This window comes from Thalassotalea loyana, assembly GCF_030161435.1.
In the GTDB taxonomy this organism is placed as follows: Bacteria; Pseudomonadota; Gammaproteobacteria; order Enterobacterales; family Alteromonadaceae; genus Thalassotalea_G; species Thalassotalea_G loyana.
Genome location: NZ_BSSV01000006.1, coordinates 13,380 through 37,983, shown reverse-complemented (window position 1 = coordinate 37,983; position 24,604 = coordinate 13,380). Strand labels below are relative to the sequence as shown.

At 40.7% G+C, this 24,604-nt stretch carries 31 protein-coding genes; 26 read left to right on the top strand and 5 right to left on the bottom strand.

Annotated elements, in window-relative coordinates:
- Window positions 1-21: 21 nt before the first annotated feature.
- The gene (locus tag QQK05_RS13000) at window positions 22-417 is read right to left on the bottom strand and encodes a helix-turn-helix domain-containing protein (protein WP_284299313.1); all 396 of its coding nucleotides are present in this window, start codon (window positions 415-417) and stop codon (window positions 22-24) included.
- Between the two features lie 126 nt (window positions 418-543).
- Between QQK05_RS13000 and QQK05_RS12995 the strand changes: the two genes are divergently transcribed.
- The 20 genes from QQK05_RS12995 to QQK05_RS12900 all read left to right on the top strand — a co-directional run bounded on the left by QQK05_RS12995 (window position 544) and on the right by QQK05_RS12900 (window position 10,647).
- The gene (locus QQK05_RS12995) at window positions 544-819 is read left to right on the top strand and encodes a helix-turn-helix domain-containing protein (protein WP_284299311.1); all 276 of its coding nucleotides are present in this window, start codon (window positions 544-546) and stop codon (window positions 817-819) included.
- A gap of 49 nt (window positions 820-868) precedes the next feature.
- The gene (locus QQK05_RS12990; RefSeq protein ID WP_284299309.1) at window positions 869-1,126 is read left to right on the top strand and encodes a hypothetical protein; all 258 of its coding nucleotides are present in this window, start codon (window positions 869-871) and stop codon (window positions 1,124-1,126) included.
- A complete protein-coding gene (locus QQK05_RS12985) occupies window positions 1,119-1,613 on the top strand; it encodes a hypothetical protein (protein ID WP_284299307.1) in 495 nt (164 codons plus the stop codon). The genes QQK05_RS12990 and QQK05_RS12985 overlap by 8 nt, the downstream gene beginning before the upstream one ends.
- Window positions 1,614-1,715: 102 nt before the next feature.
- Window positions 1,716-2,024, top strand: a complete 309-nt coding sequence (locus QQK05_RS12980) for a MarR family transcriptional regulator (RefSeq protein WP_284299305.1) — start codon at window positions 1,716-1,718, stop codon at window positions 2,022-2,024.
- A gap of 5 nt (window positions 2,025-2,029) precedes the next feature.
- Window positions 2,030-2,233 (top strand): hypothetical protein, encoded by a 204-nt coding sequence (locus tag QQK05_RS12975; protein WP_284299303.1) that lies wholly within the window; start codon window positions 2,030-2,032, stop codon window positions 2,231-2,233.
- 14 nt (window positions 2,234-2,247) lie between these two features.
- Window positions 2,248-3,159 carry a hypothetical protein gene (locus tag QQK05_RS12970; RefSeq protein WP_284299301.1) on the top strand — a complete coding sequence of 304 codons (912 nt, stop codon included), beginning with the start codon at window positions 2,248-2,250 and terminating at the stop codon, window positions 3,157-3,159.
- 22 nt (window positions 3,160-3,181) lie between these two features.
- The gene (locus tag QQK05_RS12965) at window positions 3,182-4,951 is read left to right on the top strand and encodes a hypothetical protein (protein WP_284299299.1); all 1,770 of its coding nucleotides are present in this window, start codon (window positions 3,182-3,184) and stop codon (window positions 4,949-4,951) included.
- 7 nt (window positions 4,952-4,958) lie between these two features.
- A complete protein-coding gene (locus tag QQK05_RS12960) occupies window positions 4,959-6,443 on the top strand; it encodes an ExeA family protein (RefSeq protein WP_284299297.1) in 1,485 nt (494 codons plus the stop codon).
- Window positions 6,444-7,067 carry a DUF3164 family protein gene (locus tag QQK05_RS12955; protein ID WP_284299295.1) on the top strand — a complete coding sequence of 208 codons (624 nt, stop codon included), beginning with the start codon at window positions 6,444-6,446 and terminating at the stop codon, window positions 7,065-7,067. It abuts the gene before it with no gap.
- Window positions 7,068-7,076: 9 nt separating this feature from the next.
- Complete coding sequence (locus QQK05_RS12950) at window positions 7,077-7,274, top strand: hypothetical protein (RefSeq protein ID WP_284299294.1); 198 nt, start codon at window positions 7,077-7,079, stop codon at window positions 7,272-7,274.
- Window positions 7,274-7,714 carry a regulatory protein GemA gene (locus QQK05_RS12945; protein WP_284299292.1) on the top strand — a complete coding sequence of 147 codons (441 nt, stop codon included), beginning with the start codon at window positions 7,274-7,276 and terminating at the stop codon, window positions 7,712-7,714. Before QQK05_RS12950 ends, QQK05_RS12945 begins: the two co-directional genes overlap by 1 nt.
- 2 nt (window positions 7,715-7,716) lie before the next feature.
- Window positions 7,717-8,076, top strand: a complete 360-nt coding sequence (locus tag QQK05_RS12940) for a Mor transcription activator family protein (RefSeq protein ID WP_284299290.1) — start codon at window positions 7,717-7,719, stop codon at window positions 8,074-8,076.
- A complete protein-coding gene (locus QQK05_RS12935) occupies window positions 8,077-8,259 on the top strand; it encodes a hypothetical protein (protein ID WP_284299288.1) in 183 nt (60 codons plus the stop codon).
- 179 nt (window positions 8,260-8,438) lie between these two features.
- On the top strand, window positions 8,439-8,822 hold the full coding sequence (locus QQK05_RS12930) for a hypothetical protein (protein ID WP_284299286.1): 384 nt from the start codon (window positions 8,439-8,441) through the stop codon (window positions 8,820-8,822).
- Window positions 8,823-8,844: 22 nt separating this feature from the next.
- Complete coding sequence (locus tag QQK05_RS12925; protein WP_284299284.1) at window positions 8,845-9,048, top strand: hypothetical protein; 204 nt, start codon at window positions 8,845-8,847, stop codon at window positions 9,046-9,048.
- Between the two features lie 12 nt (window positions 9,049-9,060).
- Entirely contained in the window at window positions 9,061-9,252 is a 192-nt protein-coding gene (locus QQK05_RS12920; RefSeq protein ID WP_284299282.1) for a hypothetical protein, read from the top strand.
- Between the two features lie 14 nt (window positions 9,253-9,266).
- Window positions 9,267-9,551 carry a hypothetical protein gene (locus QQK05_RS12915; RefSeq protein ID WP_284299279.1) on the top strand — a complete coding sequence of 95 codons (285 nt, stop codon included), beginning with the start codon at window positions 9,267-9,269 and terminating at the stop codon, window positions 9,549-9,551.
- 122 nt (window positions 9,552-9,673) lie between these two features.
- Window positions 9,674-9,865, top strand: a complete 192-nt coding sequence (locus QQK05_RS12910) for a hypothetical protein (protein WP_284299277.1) — start codon at window positions 9,674-9,676, stop codon at window positions 9,863-9,865.
- Window positions 9,866-9,915: 50 nt separating this feature from the next.
- Window positions 9,916-10,125, top strand: a complete 210-nt coding sequence (locus QQK05_RS12905) for a DUF551 domain-containing protein (protein ID WP_284299275.1) — start codon at window positions 9,916-9,918, stop codon at window positions 10,123-10,125.
- A gap of 27 nt (window positions 10,126-10,152) precedes the next feature.
- Window positions 10,153-10,647 (top strand): hypothetical protein, encoded by a 495-nt coding sequence (locus QQK05_RS12900; RefSeq protein WP_284299243.1) that lies wholly within the window; start codon window positions 10,153-10,155, stop codon window positions 10,645-10,647.
- A 193-nt stretch (window positions 10,648-10,840) separates the two neighbouring features.
- On the opposite strand, the gene ppsA is transcribed toward QQK05_RS12900, so the two are convergent.
- Complete coding sequence (ppsA, locus tag QQK05_RS12895; RefSeq protein ID WP_284299240.1) at window positions 10,841-13,216, bottom strand: phosphoenolpyruvate synthase; 2,376 nt, start codon at window positions 13,214-13,216, stop codon at window positions 10,841-10,843.
- A gap of 204 nt (window positions 13,217-13,420) precedes the next feature.
- Here ppsA and ppsR point away from each other — a divergent pair, with 204 nt between their 5' ends.
- From ppsR to QQK05_RS12880, 3 genes are all read left to right on the top strand, one after another.
- Window positions 13,421-14,230, top strand: coding sequence for a posphoenolpyruvate synthetase regulatory kinase/phosphorylase PpsR (ppsR, locus tag QQK05_RS12890; RefSeq protein ID WP_284299238.1), 810 nt, complete (start codon window positions 13,421-13,423; stop codon window positions 14,228-14,230).
- A 143-nt stretch (window positions 14,231-14,373) separates the two neighbouring features.
- Window positions 14,374-15,414 carry a 3-deoxy-7-phosphoheptulonate synthase gene (locus QQK05_RS12885; RefSeq protein ID WP_284299237.1) on the top strand — a complete coding sequence of 347 codons (1,041 nt, stop codon included), beginning with the start codon at window positions 14,374-14,376 and terminating at the stop codon, window positions 15,412-15,414.
- A 256-nt stretch (window positions 15,415-15,670) separates the two neighbouring features.
- A complete protein-coding gene (locus QQK05_RS12880) occupies window positions 15,671-18,205 on the top strand; it encodes an EAL domain-containing protein (RefSeq protein ID WP_284299235.1) in 2,535 nt (844 codons plus the stop codon).
- 45 nt (window positions 18,206-18,250) lie between these two features.
- On the opposite strand, the gene aroG is transcribed toward QQK05_RS12880, so the two are convergent.
- Complete coding sequence (aroG, locus tag QQK05_RS12875) at window positions 18,251-19,306, bottom strand: 3-deoxy-7-phosphoheptulonate synthase AroG (RefSeq protein WP_284299233.1); 1,056 nt, start codon at window positions 19,304-19,306, stop codon at window positions 18,251-18,253.
- A gap of 171 nt (window positions 19,307-19,477) precedes the next feature.
- Here aroG and add point away from each other — a divergent pair, with 171 nt between their 5' ends.
- From add to deoD, 3 genes are all read left to right on the top strand, one after another.
- On the top strand, window positions 19,478-20,494 hold the full coding sequence (gene add / locus QQK05_RS12870) for an adenosine deaminase (protein ID WP_284299230.1): 1,017 nt from the start codon (window positions 19,478-19,480) through the stop codon (window positions 20,492-20,494).
- A gap of 21 nt (window positions 20,495-20,515) precedes the next feature.
- The gene (locus QQK05_RS12865; RefSeq protein WP_284299228.1) at window positions 20,516-20,686 is read left to right on the top strand and encodes a XapX domain-containing protein; all 171 of its coding nucleotides are present in this window, start codon (window positions 20,516-20,518) and stop codon (window positions 20,684-20,686) included.
- Between the two features lie 111 nt (window positions 20,687-20,797).
- Window positions 20,798-21,502: a purine-nucleoside phosphorylase gene (gene deoD, locus QQK05_RS12860; RefSeq protein WP_284299226.1), complete on the top strand. Its 705-nt coding sequence runs from the start codon at window positions 20,798-20,800 to the stop codon at window positions 21,500-21,502.
- Window positions 21,503-21,572: 70 nt separating this feature from the next.
- Here deoD and QQK05_RS12855 read toward each other — a convergent pair whose 3' ends face one another.
- The gene (locus QQK05_RS12855; protein WP_284299222.1) at window positions 21,573-22,163 is read right to left on the bottom strand and encodes an outer membrane beta-barrel protein; all 591 of its coding nucleotides are present in this window, start codon (window positions 22,161-22,163) and stop codon (window positions 21,573-21,575) included.
- Between the two features lie 144 nt (window positions 22,164-22,307).
- Window positions 22,308-24,590 (bottom strand): TonB-dependent receptor, encoded by a 2,283-nt coding sequence (locus QQK05_RS12850; RefSeq protein ID WP_284299220.1) that lies wholly within the window; start codon window positions 24,588-24,590, stop codon window positions 22,308-22,310.
- Between the last annotated feature and the right edge of the window lie 14 nt (window positions 24,591-24,604).

The window sequence follows — 24,604 nt, the reverse complement described above, 5'->3', positions numbered from 1 at the left end:
TATTTCGCAAAAAATAGTAACTTACACTTTTGTTAATACCTCTTTCATTAGGTTACCAACTAAAACATCTTGCTCTTCAGTTGTTTGCGCAACATCATCGTTTTTAAAATAGTTATAGGTTTGGCAAATTAACTCCGCCTTATCGTCTGCAGACATATCGTCCCAAACGTCACCTAATACTCCTGTAACAACACGAATGGCTCGTGTCATATCACTTACTTCTGGCTTGGCAAATTCACCCGTCACTACAAAGTGAATATCAAAACCTATGCTTGCAAGCTCACCTAATTTATCTGATGGGATAGGCGCACCAGCCTCCCAACGAGTGTAAGTCGTTCGACTTGCGGAAATTTTTTTTATCACGTCAACCGCCGTCAGGCCTAGCCTGTGGCGATCTTGCTGTAAAAAACTACCCATATAAGGATACAAACCTCTTGACATGCCCATATATGGGCACTAAATTAAAAACATGTTCTAAATATGTTCACTGTTAATGATTCCTACACCCTAACAATGAACAGTCATTAAAAAAGGTAACTTACAATGAATGGTACTGAAATAAAAGCAGAAATTCGTCAAAAGGGTTACACCTTGGCGTTGATAGCTGAAACTCTAAAAACAAACCCGCCCGCCGTATCTGGTGTTATTAACCGTCATACAACCTCAAAGCGCATTGCCAGCGCAATTTGCAAAATTCTCGACAAGCCTCTGTCGGAAGTTTTCCCAGACGTACCAACATATGTAGACCCTGCAAATGAGAGAAACAAGGCCAACAAAGAAGCCAAACGCCAAGAGCTAGAAACGCTTTTAGCGTCTTAATAGTTGCTCTACTCACGATCAAAAAAATAAGAACGTAAGAAGAATAAAAATGAATCAACCAATAATTAACCTTAGCCAAGTAATAGCACCAAATGTACTTGTGCCACATAACCAAGATTGGAGCTCTCAAGACATGAAAGCCACTAATCAACTTAATGTGTTTCGTATGCGTTTGGTCATGCATGACGCATGTCTCCTATTCGTTGCATCAACTAATCCAAGCCTAGTAGCTAACTCTCAGTTGCGTAAAGCAACACAAGAAGTCTTTTTTTGGAAGCGTACAGCCCAGGAGGTTTCCAATGCCTAAAACAAATTGGAAACGCGAGGTACCTCAAAACCTTGCCAAGGCACTACAGCTAACCAAAGAGCATGGTATTCGCGAAAAAGGGATGAGTGTTGAGCGTATTGGCGATCACTTGGGTACCACAGGTGATTTGATTTACAAGTGGATTGGCACCAACAAAATGCCAATAAACAAAATCATCCCATTTGAGCAAGTATGTGGCATTAACTTTATTACTCAATATCTAGCGCACTCGCAGGGTTACTTATTAGTTAAAGCGCCGAGTGGCCACAGGGCTGAACACAAAGAGCTTAACGAACTTCAGCTATTTATGACGAAGGTGAGCGGTTACTTAATACAAGCCACAGAAGGAAGCTGCGACCCACAAGTAGCCATTGATGCTATCAAAGTGCTAATGCAAGACCTTGCTTATCAGCAAAAAAACGTAGCTGAACACACCCAACCACAAACCGCTTTTGAGCTGTCGGAGAACTGCAATGAAAACGCTTAAAGCCTGTTTAATTTGGCTCGCAAACATAGCCCTAGCTTTACTCGCTGTATTGATACTTGGTGGCGCAATTAGCCTTGAGCAATATGTAATAGGGGCTTGGTCATGAGTTGCAAATACTTTAGCACTTCGCAAAACCGCTTACTTAAAGTGATGAAAGCGCTAGTTGGCCATGAAGCAAATGGTATTAGCCATAGCGACTTGGCAAAGGCTACGCAGTGTAGCGCCTCAGAAATTACGCGCACACTCGATAACTTAGAGTTTGAAGGTTTCGTTGAAAAACACCCGCAGTCGCCTAACAAGTATCGCTTAACAGCCCGTTTTAGCGCGATAGCCAATACCGTATCACTGAACTTGCGCAATGCTACCCAACAGCTTGAGCAAGACTCACTTAACTACGCAAAATTATGGTGAACACTATGTTTAATTATCACTACGCAGCACAAATTACTAAACATAGCCGAGCAGCCAATATTGACGGCGTTTTATCTATTTCTCAGCCAATCAAAAACACCGCTGATTTACATCATTTGCGTATGCGCATCGCCGTTAAATGCAATGTAGAACCGTCAAACGTGGTGGTTACATCACTTAACTATTTGCCTCTAGTAAATCAACAATAACAGTAGGAATTTCCATGTCTGAACAATTAACCACAGAGCACCAAGCAGCCATTATTGAAGCTAAAGAAGTACTCGCCTCTAAGCAAGATGTATTAATGGCTATCGGTCAAATGCAAGCATTAAACAACATCAAGAAATATACGACGGTCGGAGAATTGTTGATATTCAAAAAAATCAAAGAATCCAACCAGTATAAGGGCTTGGTCTATACCAGTGACGATGGCAAAAGTACGACGGTCGGAGATATTAAAGAATTATGCGAAGTGTTTTTTGGTCGTTCATACACGTCAATGGCTGAAAGCCTGCAAAACCTTGAGGCTTTTGGTCAAGAGTTTCTAGAGTCTTCTCAAAACATGGGCTTAGGCAACAGAGAACTTCGCAAGCTTCGCAAATTACCTGAAGCGCAGCAGCTGGCGGTCATCAACTCTGAAGAAGTAGATCTAGGCGATAAAACCGCAGTGAAAGACTTGATTGAAGATATCGTACTGCAGCATAACAACGAAACGAGCGAGCTAAAGAAAGAACTTAAAGAAGCTACCGACACGGTACGTGCTGTGCGTGCAAATGCTGACGATAAACAACAAACGCTAGACGAGTTAAAAGAAAAAGAAGCACAACGCCAATTTAGCCAAACCCCGTGGAAACACCAAACTGCCGACATTTGTAAGGGCTTACTTGAAGCGCGTGCGCTCGTTGAGCAAGGCGTAAAACAAATGGAAGACGCCTTTAATCACGTTAACGATGTAAATGCACCACTTAGCCAGGAAGCTGTTGACTACTGCGCACGCACACTACTGAGTGAAGCCACCAACCTACACGATGTTGTTAGTCACTACGTGAATAACGTAACCGGCATGTTTGGCGCAATTTATAAGCCTGACAGTAATGCAGCTGAAACCTTATTGGCTGTTAACGAGCCGGAATAATTAGCAAGTTAGGGGGCTGGCAATGATTGCAAGCAATACACAACAACAATTAATTGAGTTTGGTAACCGCTTAAAAGACGCCAAGCACGGTACCAAGGCCGATATATTAAAAGAAGCGATGGATTTTTTCGGCTGGAGCCGCGACACCTTTTATCGCAACTTAGAAAAACTCGGGTTTGATAGTGGCCGAAAGCGTAGAAAAGATGCGGGTAAAACCGAGCAAAACGAAGAAGCTTTACATGCACTTGCTGCCATGACCAAAGCCAGCGCCCGTGCGAATGGCAAAACCCTGATGGAAACTGAGAACGCCATTAGCGTACTTAGCCAAAACGGGTATGAGTTTAAAAGTGTCAGCACCGTGAACCGCTTATTGCGCCAACGTAATTTAACCGCCAAGCAGTTAAAGCAAGATAGTACCCATGGCCACTTTAAAACCGAACATGCTAACCAAGTACACATGGTTGACCCGTCGTTATGTGTGCTTTATTACCCGCCAAACCGCAAGGGCGTAAAAATTCAAAGCTACACCACCTTTGAAGAGCACTATAAAAACAAACCTGAGCAGTTAGAGAAAATTAAACACTTGCGCGTGTGGCGCTATGTAATGATAGATCACTACAGCGGTTTAATTGCAGTGCGCTACTACGAATGTGCCGGTGAAAGCCAAGATATTTTATACGACTTTTTATTATGGGCATGGGGTAAGTTGTCAGGCTCACCGTTTCACGGTATGCCACATACGCTTTATTGGGATAAAGGCAGTGCCAATACCTCTAAGGCCATTAAACATGCATTAGGTTGTTTAACGGTTGAAGCGGTTGCTCACACCACACACTTAGCCCGTGCAAAAGGTGCTGTTGAAAAAGCCAACGACATTGTTGAACGTTCGCTTGAAGGCCGTTTATTGTTTGAACCAGTAGACAGTGTTGAGCATTTGAACCAAGTGGCGGTGAAATGGCAAAACGCTTTTAATGCCAACAAAATCCCTAACTATAATGCGCTACATTCTCGCCATGGTCTACCACGAACAGATGCTTGGTTAACCATTATGCGCCCTGAAAACATTCACCATTTACGTGAATTACCAAGCGTTGATTACTGCCGTTACATTTTTACCCATGAACCAGTTGCGCGCACGGTAAAAGGCGATTTAGAAATTAGCTTTGTGCATCCGATGTTGAAAAAGTCTTTGCGTTATAGCCTGGCAAATTTACACGGTGTGCATGCTAAACAAAAAGTGCTGGTAAGCCCCATTGTGATAGGTGATGAAGCGAAAGTACTTGTGCGTATTGCCCAACCCTTAGGTGACGACATTATTCATGAAGTAGCCCCGCAGGCGTTTGACGAGATGGGCTTTCGTGTGGACTCACCTGTGTTTGGCCAAGGCTTTGATACTAAGCAAGATACGGTGCTTGATGCCAATCAAAAAGCAATGGACCGCGTGGCTTATCCTGACATGAGCGATGAAGAGATAGAAAAGGCGAAGAAGAAAAAGCTCACACCATTTAATGGTGAAATAGACGCCATTAGCCACATTGCCAACTTAGACTTACCTGCAGCCATTACGCCTAGAGGCGCAAACATGGATCTGCCAAACGAGTTTCAACCTGAAGAGGCCAAGCCATTATCGCGCATTGCCGCTAAGCGCTTGGTAACCAACAAACTTGGCCGTGATTTAGACGCACACGAAAGCGAGCTTATCAGCAATTACGGTGACATTTTTGAGTCTGATATTACCAACATTGTTGAGCTTATTTTAAACCCTCGCCAAGCATTAAAGCTGGTGAAATAAGGAGGACATGATGAGTGCTGCACCGCAAATACAAACAACCCTTGCCCCGTTAACGTTAAGCGACGTGATGAAAAACCAAGGCGTAAAACAAAAAGCCTGGATTGAACAATGCGAGAAAGACGGCGTGAAGTTACACCGTAGTGCGGCACGCGCCTTAATGCTATTTGGCATTTGGCCTACAACGTTAGACTGCAACGCCGTGATGGCGTCGTTACAAAAACTGTTTACTCAACCATTAAATAAAGAGGAACAAGCGCTAATGCTACAACCAGAACAAGAAACTGCGCCAAAAGCATATTTGGCAAAGCAGATCTTAGAGCATTACGGCATTGCTCAAACCACTGCCTTACATGCGATAACCGCGAACGGCGTAAAGTGCAGCAGAACCACGCTTAATATGTTTTTAAATAATGGCTACTGCCCAAAAGGGTTAACGCCATTGCAGTTAAAAGAGCCTATTGAGCAATTGCTAATGCCACTTGCCAACCAAGAAGAAATTGACACTCTTTGGCACTTAACCGATCACAAGCCTGCCATTAGAGGCATAAAAGACAAGGTCAAGCGTGCAACGCCTGAACAAAACAACAATAAAACTACCGTTATCTTTGACCAATTGGAGCCTGAAATGCTTTATCGAAAAACCATGAATCATTTTCATTTGTGTGCACATCCGTTTGAAAATGAAATTCAACAAGTCGACGACTTATTTATGTCGCAAAACCACATGCGTGTGCGTGAAGCCATGGTGCAAACAGCAACCCGTGGCGGCATTTTAGCGGTGATTGGTGAGTGTGGTGCAGGTAAGTCTGAAGTACGTAAAGGCTTTTACGACTATGTAAACAATAACCACCCAGAGCTTGTGATTATTGAGCCAATGGTGATTGATAAGCGCCGTTTAACTGCGTCAATGATTTTTGATGCACTTGCAGACGAGCTAAACATTAAAAACATGCCTCGTAGCTTAGAGGACAGAGCACGTGCCGTTGAGCGCCAGCTAAAGCGAAGCTCTAAAGGCAATAACCGCCATGTACTGGTGATTGAAGAAGCGCACGACTTAACTAACGATGCCTTTAAACATTTAAAACGTATTTGCGAATTAACCGACGGCTTTAACCGTTTAGTAAGCGTTATCTTGGTTGGCCAGCCTGAGCTAGAAGCCAAGCTTGCTTATACCAACTACGACATTCGTGAATTCTCATATCGCTGTAATGTAATGATGCTGCCACCACTAGGTTTAGAGTTGCATAACTACATTGCCCACAAGTTTAACCGTATCAATGTTAACTACAAAAACGTGGTTACCGACGACGGTGTTGAAGCTATTCGCAACCGTCTAACGGGCCAAGTGAAATTTGGCATTGCCAAAAAGTCACAAGACAAAGATATGACCTACCCATTAATGGTGAACACGATTTTGGTGAAAGCCATGAACCTAGCGGCAAGCCTGAGCGAGCCACATGTAACCCCTGACGTTATCGCGGAGATCAAATAGATGAGCGAACAAAAACAAGAAGAACGCATCTTCATTAACCCTCAAGGCTATAAGGTGCCTGAATCAGACATGCAACCACAAGTGGTGCTGTGCGACGAGCTTGTTAACGAGTGTATTGCTAAAGCACTAGAGCTAAGCATGTTAGTTGACCAGTTTAAGCGTGATACATACCGCAAGGTGCACGACTACATTGCCTTAGTCGCAGCTGAATATAACTGCGAGATCAACACAGAAAAAGGCAACATGACCTTTACCAGCTTTGATGGCAAAAAAAGCATTGTTATTGGCATTAGCGACAACATTAGCTTTGGCGTTGAAATAGATGTGGCTAAGCAGTTGATCAACGAACTCGTTAAAGAGGAGCTAGGCGAGTCGTCAAGCGAGCTGTTACGACAAGTGGTCGTTGATGCCTTTCAGGCCGACAAGCAAGGTAACTACAACAAAAACTCTATATTGGCCTTACGTAAATTTCGCCATGCCAGCAAAAACCCTAAGTGGAAAGAGGCAATGCGCGCGATTGATGACGGCATTATCTCGGGTACATCGAAAACCTATGTACGTTTCTATCAAAAAAATGAGTGGGGTAAGAAAGTACAAATCCCACTTACTAGTACGAGCTTGTAGGAGCATACCGTGCCAGGCGAAACGTATCACGTTTATGTAGGAGAGGAGCTTGTTGCTTGTAAAAAGCAACAAGCCGACGCCACCAATATTTACTGGCAGGAATGCAGTCGCCAACATCTGCGCCCCGTTATGTTAGTGAAAACCGAAGTACTAGCATGCAACGAATTGGCGCAATCAGCACTTAAAAAGACAACAGGACAACAATAATGAATAAAGCAAAATGCATTCAGTTAATTCACATTGCTGCAAATCAGTTCAAGCAAGACGACCTAGAGCGCCGCATGATAATGCTTGAGTTAACCGGTAAAAATAGCACCAAAAAAATGTCGCTTGATGAGTTAAACGAAGTACTCGCGTACTACAAAGATATGGGTTTTAAGGTAGTTGCAAGCAATAAACGTAAATTAAAACCACGCCTGGCAAAACTCTTTAGCCTTTGGCAAGAAATGGCAGACGCCGGCCTGATTAAAAACCGCAGCTTTAAAGCGCTTGAGACGTGGGCAGTAAAAAACTGTAAAGGTGCCAACTTCGACCGTGCAATAGATAAGCTCGATTGGTTTAACGACAAAATGTTAAACGCAGCTATTGAGCAACTCAAAGCCTGGCGTAATCGCCTTGAGCAACCACAAAGCCAAGTGAGTGCATAACCATGACTGACAAGCAAGAACGTAACGGGCAGTTTCTTTTCGATTTACTTGAATTGAACGTTTCCTTATTAACACAAGCGGGTTTAGATCAAGACGAAGCTTTTACTAGAGCACTTGATACCTGCCAAACGTTAGTAAGCCAGTATGCGGGCTTGCAGTTTTATTTCCCAAAAGGAAAAAAACTCATGTCACTCGTTAACCAGGCAAAAATATTTCAAGAGTTTAACGGCAGAAATGTTGACGACTTAGCCATTAAGTATGGCCATAGCGCTCAACATGTCTACCGTATGATCAATGAGGAATACAAACGCCGACAAGGCGACATGTTCGACGAACAACAACCAAGCTTATTGGAGCGATAAATGAGTAAATCTCACTTTCAACAAGTGCTTGATCAAACATCAACTAAAAAAATTGCAGAAGATATTGAGTTAATGGTAGTGCACAAACCGATGCTAGTAGTTAATGCGCTGACCGAACAAGTCAAACAAGCGCATAGCAGCAAGCCTGTTTGCGAGCACTTCAACGAACAAGATTGGTGGTAGCAATGGCGACAGTATCAGATGAAGCCCACCTAGAAAGCAACCAAATACCTGTATCTCCACCAGGTACAGGCCCTTAAATATCAAGAGTTAAAAATAACGAATAAACCAAAGTTTTATAGAGAGTTTAGCTAGTTAAACTCTCTATAAATTCAAATGTGTACTTAAATGGAGAAATTGAAATGCTTAAACATCTTTTGTCGAAGTCAAAATTTGGCAGACGCTATGTAAAAGTGTTACCAGTGAAAACATATAGCGAAACTGGCGAACAATACACGGAAAACTGGTGGCTCGACGAATACCGTAGGCGGTTGCGTGACAATAGCATTTTACAAAGAGCAAGGCGCAAGATACGAAAAGGGCTTATTCCTGCACTCAATGAAGCGTTAGAGGATAACTCATGGGACTTTAGCGTTGTCACCAAGCCAGTTGGCGAGTATCAAGATGGCTATGGCTATTTCGTTGATCAGTATTGTAATGGTGGCTATTCGGGCGATGAATTTAGCGGGTGGATTTGCTTTCCAATGAAAAATGGCAAGTTCTTAAAATTCCATTACTCATGTTAATTACACAAAAGCAGGGTCAGGTATGGTTAATGAACATGGCTTAGATACGCATTATTTCAAGAAGAAGTTATCGCTAATCGTTAGAGATATTGATTGTTATACGCCATCTGAAATGTGCGAAGAATTGAAGCGATTATCATTAGTCGCTAAAGAGCAAGATGAAAAGTCTTGGATTTGGAAATTAAGCGGTCACTCTGATGTTCAATCACCAGATGACTCTATTTAAGTAGAGGCAGAAATGGCTAATTATTTTGATATGAGTAAAGTTAAAACTTTTGACTTGGCTGATTTATCAGGAAGAACTTTAAAGGTTGAAAAGTTCTTAGGTAATGATTGCGAATTAACAGTGGCTTTCGACACAAAAACACATGAAACATTCATTTTAAGTTTTAAAGCTGTCGATGCACCTAACGTAGTTCCGCAAGAGTAGACAGAGGAATAATTATGAGTATGCACAAAACCCCGTTAACTGATATTGAGAAATCAGGTATAGAGGCTTTTAACTTACCAATTGGAAGCCCTAGCCAACTTTCAGATAGTTTTCGCTCTGGTGTTATTTGGGCTTTGAAAAATATTGAATTGGGCAGTGATGCTGCAACGCATGTATTGAGTAACCTTTGCGATGGCAGTTACAGCCAAGAAGATCACGATTTAATGGTTAATGAGCTAAAGCACGTTGAAACATTCATCCAAAACAAAGTGGCGCACTTAGATGCTCCACAAAAGTAGGATTTGATTATGAATGAAGCAATGACATTAGGTTATTTGGTTGGGTTTGTGCTTGGATGCCTTGTTGGTGTTTGGGTTGGCAAACAAATTTACTCACCACAAAAGTAGACAAGGAAATAACTATGGACGAAACAAAGGTTTCACTTGCCGACATGCAAAAACTATTTCTAACTGCATCAGGTGGCTTAATGTACCCGCATATTATGGGTGTTTTTAGTGTGCTTGAAAAAAGAATAGCTGATGGTCAACCACCAATAACAGATGAAGAACTAGCACATGGCGCTGAAATATTGGCAGAACTTACACAGAAGTAGGCTTATCTCAAAAAAGCCAAAAATTGAAATAGAGTACTTTAGGAGAAATTATGAAGTGGATTGACGTAGAAAAAGAATACCCCAGCCAAGCTGGTAGGTATCTAGTCGTTCTTAGAGTTGGCTCAATGACTCCAAAGTCTGAGGTAACTATGCGTAGATTATCTAAGTCCGATGTTGCGAGAAAGAACACTAATCTAGGCGATTGGCAGAAAATGACTCACTGGATGCAAATCCCAGAGCTACCAAGCACACAGAAGTAGGCTTTAACATAAGAGAATAATAATAAAATGCACTTAACGAATTGCCCCGTTTGCCATAGCGCTATCGACTTACTCTCAATTGTCGAAGATGAAGGTGGCCGAGAACTATTAACAGAAGTAACAAAACTAGAGTCTTGGTTGGCGCCAATGGTTCTTCTATATATAGGCTTATTTAAACCAGCTAAAAGCAAACTTAACAATGCTCGAGCTGCAAAACTATTAAAGGAAACACTAGCCTTGACCAGCAACCACCGCCTGCTAGCCAATGCTTGTGAAAAAACGGTTGTCACTATTCGTGAAAACCGCAAAACACACCAGGCTAAAATGTTTAAAGATCACACCTATTTAAAAGCTGTTATTGAAAGCATGAGCGAGACTGAACAAGCAATCACAGACGAGCAACCTAAAAGCCGAGCTGTCATTAAAAAGCAAGGTGTCGAATTGAGCAACGAAGAAGCTCAAGCTCAATTCGACGAGATGATGGCAAAGTACAAAACTACACCAACAAAAAAGGCTCGATAATGAGCCTTTTCCACTTCAATAATAAAAGCCGCCTCGTTTCAATATTTGAAACACCATTTCAATAATCGTCCCAGATTATCCCAAGCCTTCCCACATCGTCCCGCAATTTTTCGCAATTTTATTATTATCTTTTCTTACTCTGTATCAAAAAAGCCAGCGGTTAGGCTGGCTTTTTGAAAGGTAATTTGTAGAGCTACTTGTTATATTGCTCTGCAAGGTATAACCAAGTTGGCAATACAGTGTCAGGGTTTAAAGAAACACTCTCAATTCCCTGCTCTACTAACCAGTGAGCAAAATCAGGGTGATCAGAAGGGCCTTGACCACAAATACCAACATACTTGCCACGTTCTTTACACGCCTTAATTGCCATTGAAAGTAATACTTTGATGGCTGGATTGCGCTCATCGAATAAGTGTGCGATCAAACCAGAATCACGGTCTAAACCAAGCGTCAGCTGCGTAAGGTCGTTTGAACCAATTGAGAAGCCATCGAAATGATCTAAGAATTGATCAGCTAATAACGCGTTAGATGGTAATTCACACATCATGATAATGCGTAGGCCATTTTCACCACGTTTTAAGCCATTTTCGGCCAAAATCTCAATGACTTGTTCAGCTTCTTCTAAAGTGCGAACAAATGGGATCATAATTTCAACATTAGTAAGACCCATCTCATTACGCACGCGTTTGATTGCTTCACACTCTAGCGCAAAACACTCACGGAAATCTTCTGAGATGTAGCGAGAAGCACCTCGGTAACCAATCATAGGGTTCTCTTCGTCAGGCTCAAATACATCACCACCTACAAGATTCGCATATTCGTTCGACTTAAAGTCAGACATACGAACAATGACTTTTTCCGGCGCATACGCACAAGCAAGTGTCGAAATACCCTCAGTCAATTTTGCAATGTAGAACTCAACTGGACTCTCATAGCCCGCGATGATGTCATTAATTTCTTCTTTTAAACTGTCTTCCTGTGCATCAAAGTTAAGAAGCGCTTTAGGGTGAATACCGATCATTTTATTAATAATGAATTCTAATCGCGCAAGACCAACACCAGCATGCGGTAATTTAGCAAATGCAAATGCTCTGTCTGGGTTACCGACATTCATCATTATTTTTAATGGTAGATCAGGCATATGATCTACTTCAGAGGTGGTTACACTGAACTCTAATTTACCTGCGTAAATAAAGCCTGTATCGCCTTCTGCACAAGAAACAGTTACCTCATCGCCATTGGCAATTCGAGACGTTGCATCACCACAGCCAACAACAGCAGGAATACCCATTTCACGAGCAATAATGGCAGCGTGACATGTACGGCCACCGCGGTTTGTTACAATAGCAGAAGCGCGCTTCATGATCGGCTCCCAATCTGGGTCCGTCATATCTGTAACCAGCACATCGCCTGGTTGAATCTTATCCATTTCATCCAACGATGAAAGGACTTTTGCAGTACCAGCACCGATCTTGTGACCAATTGAGCGTCCTTCACAAATCACATCTGCACTGCCTTGTAACTGGAACTGTTCCATTACATTGGCGTTTTCACGGCTGCGAACTGTTTCAGGGCGCGCTTGAACAATATATAACTTGCCATCCAAGCCGTCTTTCGCCCATTCGATATCCATTGGACGCTTGTAATGATTTTCAATGATAACAGCTTGTTTTGCTAGTTCTTGAACTTCTGCATCTGTTAAAGAAAATTGGTTAGATTGTGCTTCGTCAATATCAACGATTTCAACTTGTTTGCCGTGCTCTTGCGTGTTCGCGTAAACCATTTTAATTGCTTTAGAGCCTAAGTTACGGCGAACAACTGCTGGATTATCATTAGCAAGTGTTGGTTTGTGAACGTAGAACTCATCAGGGTTAACAGCACCTTGTACTACCATTTCACCTAGACCGTAGCTAGATGTTACAAATACAACGTCTTCAAAGCCCGATTCAGTATCAATGGAGAACATTACACCTGATGACGCAATATCAGAGCGAACCATGCGCTGAATACCAGCTGATAATGAAACTCCGCGGTGATCATAACCTTGGTGAACACGGTAAGAAATCGCACGGTCGTTAAACAAAGACGCGAATACATGCTTAATAGCTGTCATTACAGCATCTAAGCCGCGAACATTCAGAAACGTTTCTTGCTGACCAGCAAATGACGCATCGGGCATATCTTCTGCTGTAGCCGATGAACGTACAGCGAACGACGCATCTTCAGAAAAGTTACCAGCAAGTTTTGCATAAGCTTGTTCTATATCAGCTTGCATTTGTGGTAGGAAAGGAGTGTCAATGATCCATTGACGAATTGTGCTGCCACATTCGTGTAATGCGTTAACATCACTTACGTCCAATGTATCAAGTAGTTGATAAATTTTATCGTTTAATCCACTTTGCTCTAAAAATTCATCAAAAGCAAAGGCCGTTGTAGCAAAGCCACCAGGTACTTGTACGCCTACATTTGCTAGGTTCGAAATCATTTCACCTAATGATGCGTTTTTACCACCTACGCGGTCCACATCATTCATACCTAACTCTTCATACCAAAGTACGTTTTCTTGCACAGCAATCTCTCCATAAGGAATTGAATTTAAATTTATTCGAATAACTTTCGTTAACCTAATTCAAACCAGAGTGAAGGCTCAAAGTTATTCGAATAAATTCAAAAACTGCGCTTTATTTCGAATCGCCAACATTCTACACTGCAAACTACATAAACTAAAAGAATATTTGTAAGTTTTCACTCCTGATTACAAAAAGGAACATTCATGCGCACTGCATTTTATATTTCCGACGGCACAGCGATCACTTCCGAAGTTTTCGGTCACGCGTTGTTATCGCTATTTCCAATGGAGTTTGAGCATCAAACAATTTCATTCATTGAAAATGTTGATAAAGCTGAAGATGCCAAACGTAAAATAAACGACGTTTTCAAGAAAACAGGTGAAAAGCCATTGGTTTTTCATACCTTTGTTAACCCTGAAATAAGAGAAATTATCGATAGCTGTGATGGTATTATCTATAATTTCCTTGAACATTTTGTTTCTCCATTAGAAAAGCAGTTAGGTGTTGAAGCAAAACCTAAAGCCCATCGCACCCACAGTATTCATCAAAATAGTTACGAGCACCGAATTGATGCCGTTAATTATGCATTAGCAAATGATGACGGCTCAAATGTAAGTAATTATGCGCATGCAGACATAATCTTAGTTGGTGTTTCTCGTTCTGGCAAAACGCCAACTTCACTTTATCTCGCCTTGCAATACGGTATTAAAGCAGCGAATTACCCTTTCACCGATGATGATATGGACGAATTGCGCCTCCCTGACTTTTTAAAACCACACAAAAAGAAAATATTTGGCTTAACGATTGACGCAGAAAGACTTATGGATATTCGAGACAATCGTCGAGCAAATTCGAAATATGCGTCAGCTCGTCAATGCAGAATGGAGCTACGTGAAGTTGAAAAGTTATATAAAAAAGAAAAAATACCTTATATCAATAGTACGAAATTCAGTGTTGAAGAAATTTCTGCCAAGATTCTGTCAATCACTGGATTACAGCGCCATAAATACTAATTTCGCCTAATGGACAATAAAGCAGGTTTTACCCTGCTTTTTTTATGGCTTATATCATATATTTACTAGCATTATGACGGTAAATTCGCTATGTTATCGACCATATTTTCTTGTATACACTAGCCTCCAGGGCTATTTTCTTCATGACCATCAAAACAGACGAATTAAGAACCAGTTTGATTGAAAACTTGGTTTCTCCAGCGCAATTAGCGCAAGATATTCCACTTGATCAAAAAACAGCAGATTTTATTCTTGAAAGTCGCGCGACTGTTGAAAGAATTATTAAAGGTGAGGACGAGCGTTTACTCGTTGTTGTTGGCCCGTGCTCAATTCATGATACCGAAGCGGCAATTGATTACGCCAATCGCATCAAAGTATTGAGTGAAAAATACAAAGACTCATTATACGTAGTAATGCGTGTATATTTCGAAAAACCTAGAACAACTGTTGGCTGGAAAGGTTTAATTAGTGATCCTGATTTAGATAAGTCTTTTAATGTGGCTAAAGGCTTGAGATTAGCGCGTAACCTATTAATGGATATAAATAAGATGGGGTTACCTGCAGGCACTGAGTTTCTTGACATGGTAACGGGTCAATATATTTCAGACCTTATAAGCTGGGGAGCAATCGGCGCCAGAACAACCGAAAGCCAAGTCCACCGAGAACTTGCTTCAGCATTGAGTTGCCCTGTTGGTTTTAAAAATGGAACTGACGGCAACGTAAAAATCGCAATGGATGCAATTAAGGCTTCGAGCGTACCTCATGTCCTTTATTCGCCAAACAAAACGGGGCAAATGTGTATTTATCGAACACATGGTAACCCGTTTGCACATGTTATTCTGCGTGGTGGTAAATCACCAAACTACCACCAATCCGACATCAACGATGCTCATGATAAGTTAAAAAGTGCTCAACTCAATGATAAGTTGATGGTGGATTGCAGCCACGGTAATAGTGATAAAGACCACACTAAACAAATTGAAGTCGCAAAAGACTTAGCTAATCAATTAGCAAATGGCGCCAATAATATCTTCGGCGTTATGATTGAAAGCTTTATTGAGTCAGGCAACCAGTCGGTTACACCAGGTGAGCCGCTTATTTACGGCAAAAGCATCACAGATGCCTGTGTTGATATCGCTGAAACCGATAAAATACTTGAAATCTTGGCTAGCGCTAAAGGCTAACCACTCATTCAGGGCGGGCACGGTTCCCGCCTTAACCTGATGCGCTATTTTTCGGGTAAACGCACATGCGCTTATCGTATATACCCGAGGCGCTATTTTGAGTTCTTCCTTTTAAGAAACACACGAAGTTGCATCACTCTTAATCAACTTTGTTTTGATAAGATGCGAAATATCGATAATTGTGTTATTTTTAAAACAAGGAGATCAATAAGTTACTTTGCCAAGTAAAACTACGCCGAAAGGATGTCTGGGCAATATGATATATAATCCGCGATTGTCAAAATACAGCAAAGCTCTCTTTGTTATATTCTTCTTATCAATTACTTACTTTGTACTCCAAAGTGCAATTCAGTATCTGCACAAATACACGCAACAAACCATAGCAATTCAAGACAACATCACCGTTAATTACCGATACTTTATCGATAAAAAACAGACTGTTAATGCTGAAACCGTACTGGATTTTCAGCAACAGTTTATCCCTGAAAGCGCAAATAAAATTCCCTATCAACTCGCTGATCAAACCTATTGGGTTATTGCTGCATTATTAAATAATAGCAACCGAAGCGACGACTTAATTTTGCATATTGACAATGCAATGTTAGATATCTTAGAAATCTATGAGATTGACCAATTCATGAACATTTCGAAAGTCTTTGACTTGTCGGGAGTGACTAACGATGAACAATTACAAACTTTTCCACATTATTCATTTCAATTAAATGCGTACCAAGACAAAACGTTATTGTTAAAACTGAAAACCTATGGCCCACCGGAAATCCCATTAAATTTATATAAGACACCAGAATTTAATTCAAATGTAAGTTCAAGTATTGGCTTATATGGCGCGTTTGTTGGCTGCATAATTTTAATGGCACTATACAACCTTGTGCTCTTTTTATCGATTAAAGACAAGGTTTACCTCGCATACTTAGCGTATTTATTCAGCACATTTTTGACAGTTACCAGCTTGAATGGTTTTGGTTATTTACTATTTACCTACGAAACTCAGCAGTGGATTCAAAGCCATATTATTCAAATAAATATGGTGATTATCGTCAGTCTACTGATGTTTACGTGCTATTTTTTGCAGTATGATATTGAAGAATCATGGGTTTACAAAACAAGTAAAATATTATGCTTTACGCTGATATCAGTCGGATTTGGTCTCTCGTTTACGGGCATGATCTTCCAAGCTAAGATTTTCTTTACGATCCAGCCGTTTTTCTATTTGTATGCAATTATTATCATCTTCAAAAAGTTAACGACCACATTTACGTGGGCAAGATTTTACTTTGTTTCTTGGTTACCTTTGTTAACGGGCGCAGCGATTCAGCCTCTCGCATTGCTAAATATCATTGATTCTACATTTTGGACAAACCATGCTTTTCTTTTAGGTGTCATGTTTGAAACAGTATTCATGGCATTTGCTCTTGGTGAAAGAATGAGAATGAGCGAGCAACAAAAGATCGCCACTCTGACTTATCACGAAGATACAAAAATCCTAAAAAGCTTAAATTTGGAAAATAAAATTAAGCAACTAAAAGCTCAAGGACATAATAAATTCACCGTACTTGCCATTGAGCCGGAACAAATTAGTACGGTTTCACTTTATATAGAAAACTATGAAGTGAATGATTTATACAAATCAATACAGCAAGGTCTTAATTCACTGTTCTTATACAATGACAAAGTAGAAAACCTGATCAGCGATAACCAAAAACTGTGTGTTGATGAAACAGGAACCATCTATTTATTATTTACCGAGCAACAGGAAGACGAACTCGTCGTCTTCATTGAGTCAATTTTACGCAAATTTAAAGAAATATATCGGGTTAAAAATGTAAACTTCCCGTTAGGTGCTTCAATTGGCGTAGCCATTAACAATGATTTAGAAATTAAAACTGAAAACTTAATGCAGCATGCAAAACTTGCCATAGAGCAAGCCAAGCGTGCTCAATTGCCATGGATGCTTTACCAGCCTGAAAGTCACAAGAAAGACGCTTACTTGCTCGACTTAGCTGCAGAAATGATTACCGCGTTTAATAACAATGAATTTGAGCTGCTTCATCAGCCACAAGTGGACTTAAAAACCTTGAAAGTGTGTGGTAGTGAGGTCTTTATTCGTTGGACAAAACCCGATGGAACCATTGTGCCAAATAGCGTGTTGATTCCCCTCGCCTGTGATATTGGATTAATGAAGTCGATTAGCCAATGGGTGTTTAAACAAGCGCTTAAACAACAAATTGAAATTATTGAAACGGGTTACCATAGCCACTTAATTAGTATCAATATGACCAAACAAGACTTGGCTGATCCTGAGTTCTATCATTTTGTTTCAGATTATATCAGTCAGACAGATGTTCCACCTGAAAATATTGCACTTGAGCTCACGAACCCAAGTGAGTTAATAGCAAACCGTCAAATTGTGACAAATATGAAAAACCTAAACGCCTTGGGGATGGTTCTAAGTGTCGATGATTTTGGTGAAGGCGATTCTAACATCTCACATATTAGCCGTCTGCCATGTCAGGAGTTAAAACTAGATAACCACTTGATTGAAAGCTTGTTGAATTTGCCAAAACAGCGACAAATAATTAAAGGCACGATACAAATAGCGAAATCGCTAGGTATAGAAGTTGTTGCTGAAGGCATTAAAAATCAAGAAGAAGAAATGCAACTTAGAGAGTTAGGTTGTGATATTGGACAAGGTTACTTTTATGCTCCGGCGATGGTTCTATCACAATACTTACAGTGGCTAGAAGAAAATAGACTGGGATTAAATCGATAACAAAAAAAGAGCCAAATAGGCTCTTTTTTATTTGAGAAACAAGCACTAGCTTTGCTTGCGTTGAGCGACTGCGTCGTTTAATTGAGCAAGAAGTGTTTCAGTATCCTGCCAACCTATACACGCATCAGTAATACTCTGACCGTATGTTAATGGTTCACCTTCAACCAAATCCTGACGCCCCTCTACTAAGTGACTTTCTACCATTACGCCAAAAATATCTTGATTACCTTTGGCAATCTGACCCGCAACATCCTCACACACAAGCATTTGATTTTGGAACTTCTTTTGACTATTTGCATGAGAAAAGTCGATCATTACTTTTGTATTCAAACCTGCGCCATCAAGCTGATTAGTAACTTGAGCAACACTATCAGCATCAAAGTTAGGCAATTTACCACCGCGAAGAATAATATGACAATCTGGATTACCGGTTGTTTCGACTATCGCTGAATGACCAAACTTAGTTACCGAAAGGAAATGGTGAGAGGCACTCGCAGCGCCAATCGCGTCAATGGCTATTTTAATTGTACCGTCAGTACCATTTTTAAAGCCAACTGGGCATGACAATCCAGAAGCAAGCTCTCGGTGCACCTGAGATTCAGTGGTTCTTGCACCTATCGCGCCCCAACACATAAAGTCCGCCATATACTGCGGTGTAATCATATCCAGGAATTCACCAGCTGTTGGCATTCCTAAATCATTTAAATCAGCTAATAATTTTCGTCCTAGTTTCAAACCGTCATTTAATTTAAAGCTGTTATCTAAATAAGGATCATTTATCAAGCCTTTCCAACCAACGGTTGTACGTGGTTTTTCAAAATAAACTCTCATTACAACTTCAAGGTTATCAGCATACTTTTCTCTTAGCGATGTAAGCTTTTTACCGTATTCTAATGCGGCTTCCGGATCATGGATTGAACATGGACCAATAACAACGAGCAATCGTTCATCATTTCCATTCAAAATGTTCTGGATCGCTTTTCGACCTTGGAATACAACTTCGCTTGCTCTTTCTGAAGCAGGAAATTTTTCCAATAAAGCGACAGGAGGTAATAGTTCTTTGATTTTACTGATATGAACATCATCAGTTTGGTAATACATTGCGAGCTCTCTTTTTCTTTCTTACATTCTTATACGTCTAGACACCTAAAATATCTGTCCCAGTGACAATCTAACAATCAATTGGTAATAAAGCCAACAAATTCATAAAAAATTGGTATAATTGTCTGATCACCTAAATTTTCTTCATTTCTCATTGTATTTAGGAGTTACATGTACAATAAAGACTTACCTTTAATCGATTTACATCGCCACTTGGATGGCAACATCCGTCCAAAGACAATATGGCAACTTGCCCAAGACCAGCAATTTAAATTGCCTGGCCAGAATTATGATGAGTTCTTGACTCATGCAACAATCCAAGACAAAGCAGATAACCTTGTAGAATTCCTGACGAAATTAGACTATGGCGTTTCCGTTTTAAAAACCCTAGATGATGTAAAACGCATCGCATATGAAAATGTCGAAGACTTAGTCTCTGCTCAAATAGACTACGCAGAACTGCGCTTTTCTCCTTTTTACATGGCGATGGAGCACAAGCTACCTGTTGAAGCGGTGGTTGAAGCCGTCATAGATGGTATAAATCAAGGTCGCAAGCAGTTTGCTGGGAAAACTCAAGTAAATCTTATTGGTATTTTAAGCCGCAGTTACGGCCAAGAAAATTGTACAACAGAATTAGACGCCCTACTTCGCTTCAAAGATCATCTTGTTGGTATGGACTTAGCAGGTGACGAAAAAGGCTTTGCAGGCCAGTTGTTTGAGGAGCATTTTAAGAAAATCCATAAAGCGAACTTACCTGTAACCGTTCACGCAGGCGAAGCTTGTGGCGCAGAGAGTGTATGGCATGCGATAAACTCTCTTGGTGCGCAACGTATTGGTCATGGCGTTAATAGTATTCAAGATCCAAAACTCGTCGAGCATTTGGCGCAAAATGATATTGCTATTGAATCTTGTCTAACGTCCAATTATCAAACAGGAACCGTTGCCAACCTAGCTGAGCATCCTATCACTGAATTTTTAAACCAAGGTGTACAAGTGTGTCTCAACACTGATGATCCTGCTGTTGAGCAAACAGAATTAATTGATGAATTTAGCATTGCTAAAAATATAGTAGGTTTAACAACCGTTCAAATTCGTCAATTGCAACTTAATGCGATCGACGCTTGCTTTCTATCTGATAGTGAAAAGCAACATCTTAGAACATTAAAATCAAACGAAAAATCACAATAACCCTCTCAAGAAGGAGACTCTATGACAGAAATTTTACTCGCGTTAGTTACAGGTATTGTCGTTGGTATAGTTTTTACCGCGCTAAAATTACCAATCCCCGCGCCACCTGTGTTGTCAGGCATCGTAGGTATTTTTGGTGTATACTTGGGCAACGTTGGATATAACTGGATTGTTGAACGCTTTTTCAGTTAAAATCCGCATCCACTTCAGTAAAACATCCTTGATAGCAGTTTAATCTGGCTTGAAACTTACTGGCTTTTATTATTTACAACATTTGTTTTAATTAACTTATAGGTACATTTAATGGCTACTCCTCACATTTCAGCGCAACAAAATGATTTTGCAAAAACAGTACTAATGCCGGGCGATCCGCTTCGCGCAAAATTCATCGCTGAGAACTTCTTAGAAAATGTTAAAGAAGTGACTTCTGTGCGTAACATGTTCGGTTACACTGGTACATACAAGGGTAAAGAAATTTCTGTGATGGGCTCAGGTATGGGTATCCCATCTATCTCAATCTATGCTACTGAGTTATACACACAATATGGCGTTGAAAGCATCATCCGTATCGGCTCGTGTGGCGCAATTCGTGATGACATCAAAGTACGTGACATCATTGTAGGAATGTCTGCTAGCACTGATTCAAACGTAAACCGTCAACGTTTAAACGGTTATGATTTCGCACCATGTGCTGATTTTGGCTTACTACGAAAAGTTGCCGACACAGCCGATAACATGGGTATCAACATCAAAGTTGGTAATATCTTCACTGCAGACCTTTTCTATACGCCACAGCCTGAAATGTTCGCGCAAATGGAAAAGAACAGCATTCTTGCAGTAGAAATGGAAGCTGCTGGTTTATATGGTGTTGCCGCTGAATATGGTAAAAAAGCGTTAACTGTTTTAACAGTGAGTGATCATATCAAGACGGGTGAACAAACAACCGCGGAAGAGCGTCAAAATACATTTAAAGAAATGATGGAACTAACACTAGAAAGTGTACTTTAAGTCATCATAACGAGCTCAATAAAAAGGCCGCTACAATGCGGCCTTTTTTAATGTATCAAAGACAAATCAATTAGAAGCTGTAACGCGCACTAACAGCGTATTGCTTCACGTCATCCATGTAATCGAAACCTAACGTCGCTGAGAATTGCTCAGTGATTTGGTAGTTAGCAGATAAACCTGCAACATAGTCTGACTCATCGCCTAATTGTAATAAACCAAATGACGCGCCAAGCTCAAGGTTTTCGCCAAACATTGAACGTAAGCCAAAATCAACGGCAAAACCATCGTCATCTACGCCTTCGTCAGCAATAGAGATATCAGCAACTTCATAAGAAACTGTTGCGAAGAAATCTGTTGTTGCGTTAACTTCGTTACGGAAACCTAATCCGAAGTTTAGTTGATCTAATTCAACTTCTAAATCAGATGCTAAACCAACATTCACGTCATCTTGAGTGCGGCTAAAAGATGTAAAAACAAATACATTTTCAGTGATAAGCTTAGAAACGTTTACTGCGTAACCGTCTAAAGTTAAGTCGTCTACCTTAACTTTTTTATAACCTACTTCAGCGAAATCCCAAACAACCGGCGTATTGCTTTCTGCAAACACCTGAGAAGAAAATGATAATGCTAATGCGCTCGCGATAACTGATAACTTTTTCATAATTCTAAAATTCCTTTAAAAAACAAATGAATCTTTCCATTCGCGCGCAACTATACACGGTTAACACATTATTAACAACTCAAAAAACAAAAAAGGCTAGAATATACTAGCCTTTTGAATTGATTGAGTTTTTAAACTTAAAGTTTAGTAGAAAGACACTTTAAACTCAGCACCCCAGAATGCTTCTTCATTAACAATTGCCGTATTGTTAGAGAAGTCTACAGCACCGATTGCTTGTTGACGATCTGTGATGTTACGACCGAATACAGAAACTTCGTAAGAGTTATCACCTGCATCCCACATGTAACCAGCACTTATACCACCTTCAAGTAATGCTTTACCTTTAAACTCTTCCGCTTCGTATAAGAAGAAGTTGATTTCACTACGGTAAGACCAATCAGTGTATACGTACATTTCACCGTCACCTAACTCCATAGTGTAACGTGCTGTTACAACACCAATCCACTCTGGTGCATGAGGTAAGGAGTTACCATCGATGATCGCACGACCATCAACTACAGGGTCTGTTACTGTACATAACGCACAAACTGGTACTGAAATATTTGCATCATTTAATTCAGTGTTGTTGTAGCTAACATTAGCTGTTACCGCTAAGTTATCAGTTACCATGAATTCTGAATCAATTTCAAAGCCATAGCCTTTCGTTTCATCAGCATTCAATAAACGTGCAGTATTGCTGTCACCACCAACAGAAGTTAACTGTTGATCATCCATTGTAAAGTAGAAAACAGAAGCATTAATACGACCAGCGCCATCTAAAACGTCTGACTTGATACCTGTTTCAAATGAAAGAATTGTTTCAGAGTCTGCAACAGAAATACCATCATCCCATGCAAATAATGAACGACCTTGGATAGATGGAGCACGGAATGAATCAGCAACACGAGCATACACGTTAACGTCGGCATCCACTTTATGAGTAACACTTAAATCCCATGATACGTGAGTGTCGCTTGGGTTAACTTCACCGAATGCTTCATTAGGTTGACCACAACAGCCGTTTAATGGCGCTTGAGTACGTTGCGTTGAGTAATCTTTGTCATCATCAGAGTAACGTAAGCCTAATGTTACTTGTGTAGCATCAGAAATATCATAGTCAAATGAACCGAATGCAGCCCATGCAGTTGTATCTTGTTTCTGAACAACATAACCCGTTTGAGGGCCACCAGCACCAAACAATGCATCGTAAGCAAAACTTTCGATTGTTAGGTCTTCTGAGAAGTAGAATAAGCCTACTTGGTAGTTAAAATCACCCGTAAAGTTCGATGTTAAACGAAATTCTTGCGTAATTTGATCGTGATCTGGAATCGCATCAGCCGTTTCTGAGCTAATCGTAATCACACCAGGACCTTGGATTGGGGCGAATGGTGCACCGTAACCGCCATCAACATCCGCGCGAGAGAAAATTTCAGCACTTTCCCAACCCGTGATTGACGTGAACGTGTAGTCACCTAGATCAAAATCTAATGTTAAGCTTGCACCCTGTGTTTCAACCTGTTGCGTTGCACGGTCGGCTGAATCGTGAGTCACTACATCACGCTCGAAATCGTCACGTAAGTCGTTTGTACCTGGTTTGAATGCGTTCGCGTAGAAAGTTACTGGCTTACCGTCTAAGTCACGTGCATGGTAGTTAAACAATGCATTGAAATCGTCACCTTCATATAAAAACTGTACACGTAATGCTTGATCAGTGTAGCCACCTAAAACGTCTTTACGTTGGAAGTCATCACCAAAGATATCTGGCGCTTCGTTGTCAATGTAATCGTCACGGTCTTGACGTAAGTATGAGATACGAGCAGAAAGGTTATCAGTTAATCCGCCGCCCATTGCCGTACGAAAATCAGTCGTTTGTTTCGAGCCGTATGATAATGAAGCGAAACCTTCAAATTCTTGAGAAGGTTTTACAGAATCAAACTTAACAAGGCCTGCTGGTGTGTTACGACCAAACAAAGTACCTTGAGGACCACGTAAAACTTCAATGCGTTCTACGTCAAATACAGGGAAACCCTTCAAAATAGGGTTTTCTTGTACTACGTTATCAACAACTAAAGAAACTGGTTGTGATGCATTCAAATCGAAATCTGAGTTACCTAAACCACGCATGTAGAAACGTGGGAAAGTACGACCGAATGAAGATTCTACAGATAAGCTTGGTACACGTGCGTTCATGAAACGAATGTCCATCGCAGCAGAGCTATATGCATCTAGGTTATCGCCCTGTAAAGCTGATACGGCAACTGGAACTTCTTGTACGTTCTCTACACGCTTACGCGCAGTAACTTCAATGACTTCCAGTTTACCTGTGCTAGCTTCTTCAGCTAAAACAGGCATCGCCATACCAACAGATGTCGATAAAATGGCAGCGTTGATACTCAAAGCAAGAGACGATTGCTTTAGTAAACCCATGTTATATTCTCCCA

Excerpts from the sequence above, each read along its gene's own strand:
- QQK05_RS12900 (WP_284299243.1), top strand. The coding sequence starts at position 10,153 with ATGCACTTAACGAATTGCCCCGTTTGCCATAGCGCTATCGACTTACTC.
- QQK05_RS12850 (WP_284299220.1), bottom strand. The coding sequence starts at position 24,590 with ATGGGTTTACTAAAGCAATCGTCTCTTGCTTTGAGTATCAACGCTGCC.
- QQK05_RS12970 (WP_284299301.1), top strand. The coding sequence starts at position 2,248 with ATGTCTGAACAATTAACCACAGAGCACCAAGCAGCCATTATTGAAGCT.
- QQK05_RS12935 (WP_284299288.1), top strand. The coding sequence starts at position 8,077 with ATGAGTAAATCTCACTTTCAACAAGTGCTTGATCAAACATCAACTAAA.
- QQK05_RS12910 (WP_284299277.1), top strand. The coding sequence starts at position 9,674 with ATGGACGAAACAAAGGTTTCACTTGCCGACATGCAAAAACTATTTCTA.
- QQK05_RS12960 (WP_284299297.1), top strand. The coding sequence starts at position 4,959 with ATGATGAGTGCTGCACCGCAAATACAAACAACCCTTGCCCCGTTAACG.
- QQK05_RS12905 (WP_284299275.1), top strand. The coding sequence starts at position 9,916 with ATGAAGTGGATTGACGTAGAAAAAGAATACCCCAGCCAAGCTGGTAGG.
- QQK05_RS12880 (WP_284299235.1), top strand. The coding sequence starts at position 15,671 with ATGATATATAATCCGCGATTGTCAAAATACAGCAAAGCTCTCTTTGTT.
- QQK05_RS12980 (WP_284299305.1), top strand. The coding sequence starts at position 1,716 with ATGAGTTGCAAATACTTTAGCACTTCGCAAAACCGCTTACTTAAAGTG.
- QQK05_RS12920 (WP_284299282.1), top strand. The coding sequence starts at position 9,061 with ATGGCTAATTATTTTGATATGAGTAAAGTTAAAACTTTTGACTTGGCT.
- QQK05_RS12940 (WP_284299290.1), top strand. The coding sequence starts at position 7,717 with ATGACTGACAAGCAAGAACGTAACGGGCAGTTTCTTTTCGATTTACTT.
- QQK05_RS12965 (WP_284299299.1), top strand. The coding sequence starts at position 3,182 with ATGATTGCAAGCAATACACAACAACAATTAATTGAGTTTGGTAACCGC.
- ppsR (WP_284299238.1), top strand. The coding sequence starts at position 13,421 with ATGCGCACTGCATTTTATATTTCCGACGGCACAGCGATCACTTCCGAA.
- QQK05_RS12975 (WP_284299303.1), top strand. The coding sequence starts at position 2,030 with ATGTTTAATTATCACTACGCAGCACAAATTACTAAACATAGCCGAGCA.
- QQK05_RS12915 (WP_284299279.1), top strand. The coding sequence starts at position 9,267 with ATGAGTATGCACAAAACCCCGTTAACTGATATTGAGAAATCAGGTATA.
- QQK05_RS12855 (WP_284299222.1), bottom strand. The coding sequence starts at position 22,163 with ATGAAAAAGTTATCAGTTATCGCGAGCGCATTAGCATTATCATTTTCT.
- QQK05_RS12865 (WP_284299228.1), top strand. The coding sequence starts at position 20,516 with ATGACAGAAATTTTACTCGCGTTAGTTACAGGTATTGTCGTTGGTATA.
- QQK05_RS13000 (WP_284299313.1), bottom strand. The coding sequence starts at position 417 with ATGGGTAGTTTTTTACAGCAAGATCGCCACAGGCTAGGCCTGACGGCG.
- QQK05_RS12990 (WP_284299309.1), top strand. The coding sequence starts at position 869 with ATGAATCAACCAATAATTAACCTTAGCCAAGTAATAGCACCAAATGTA.
- deoD (WP_284299226.1), top strand. The coding sequence starts at position 20,798 with ATGGCTACTCCTCACATTTCAGCGCAACAAAATGATTTTGCAAAAACA.
- QQK05_RS12930 (WP_284299286.1), top strand. The coding sequence starts at position 8,439 with ATGCTTAAACATCTTTTGTCGAAGTCAAAATTTGGCAGACGCTATGTA.
- QQK05_RS12925 (WP_284299284.1), top strand. The coding sequence starts at position 8,845 with ATGGTTAATGAACATGGCTTAGATACGCATTATTTCAAGAAGAAGTTA.
- QQK05_RS12885 (WP_284299237.1), top strand. The coding sequence starts at position 14,374 with ATGACCATCAAAACAGACGAATTAAGAACCAGTTTGATTGAAAACTTG.
- aroG (WP_284299233.1), bottom strand. The coding sequence starts at position 19,306 with ATGTATTACCAAACTGATGATGTTCATATCAGTAAAATCAAAGAACTA.
- QQK05_RS12945 (WP_284299292.1), top strand. The coding sequence starts at position 7,274 with ATGAATAAAGCAAAATGCATTCAGTTAATTCACATTGCTGCAAATCAG.
- QQK05_RS12985 (WP_284299307.1), top strand. The coding sequence starts at position 1,119 with ATGCCTAAAACAAATTGGAAACGCGAGGTACCTCAAAACCTTGCCAAG.
- add (WP_284299230.1), top strand. The coding sequence starts at position 19,478 with ATGTACAATAAAGACTTACCTTTAATCGATTTACATCGCCACTTGGAT.
- QQK05_RS12955 (WP_284299295.1), top strand. The coding sequence starts at position 6,444 with ATGAGCGAACAAAAACAAGAAGAACGCATCTTCATTAACCCTCAAGGC.
- QQK05_RS12995 (WP_284299311.1), top strand. The coding sequence starts at position 544 with ATGAATGGTACTGAAATAAAAGCAGAAATTCGTCAAAAGGGTTACACC.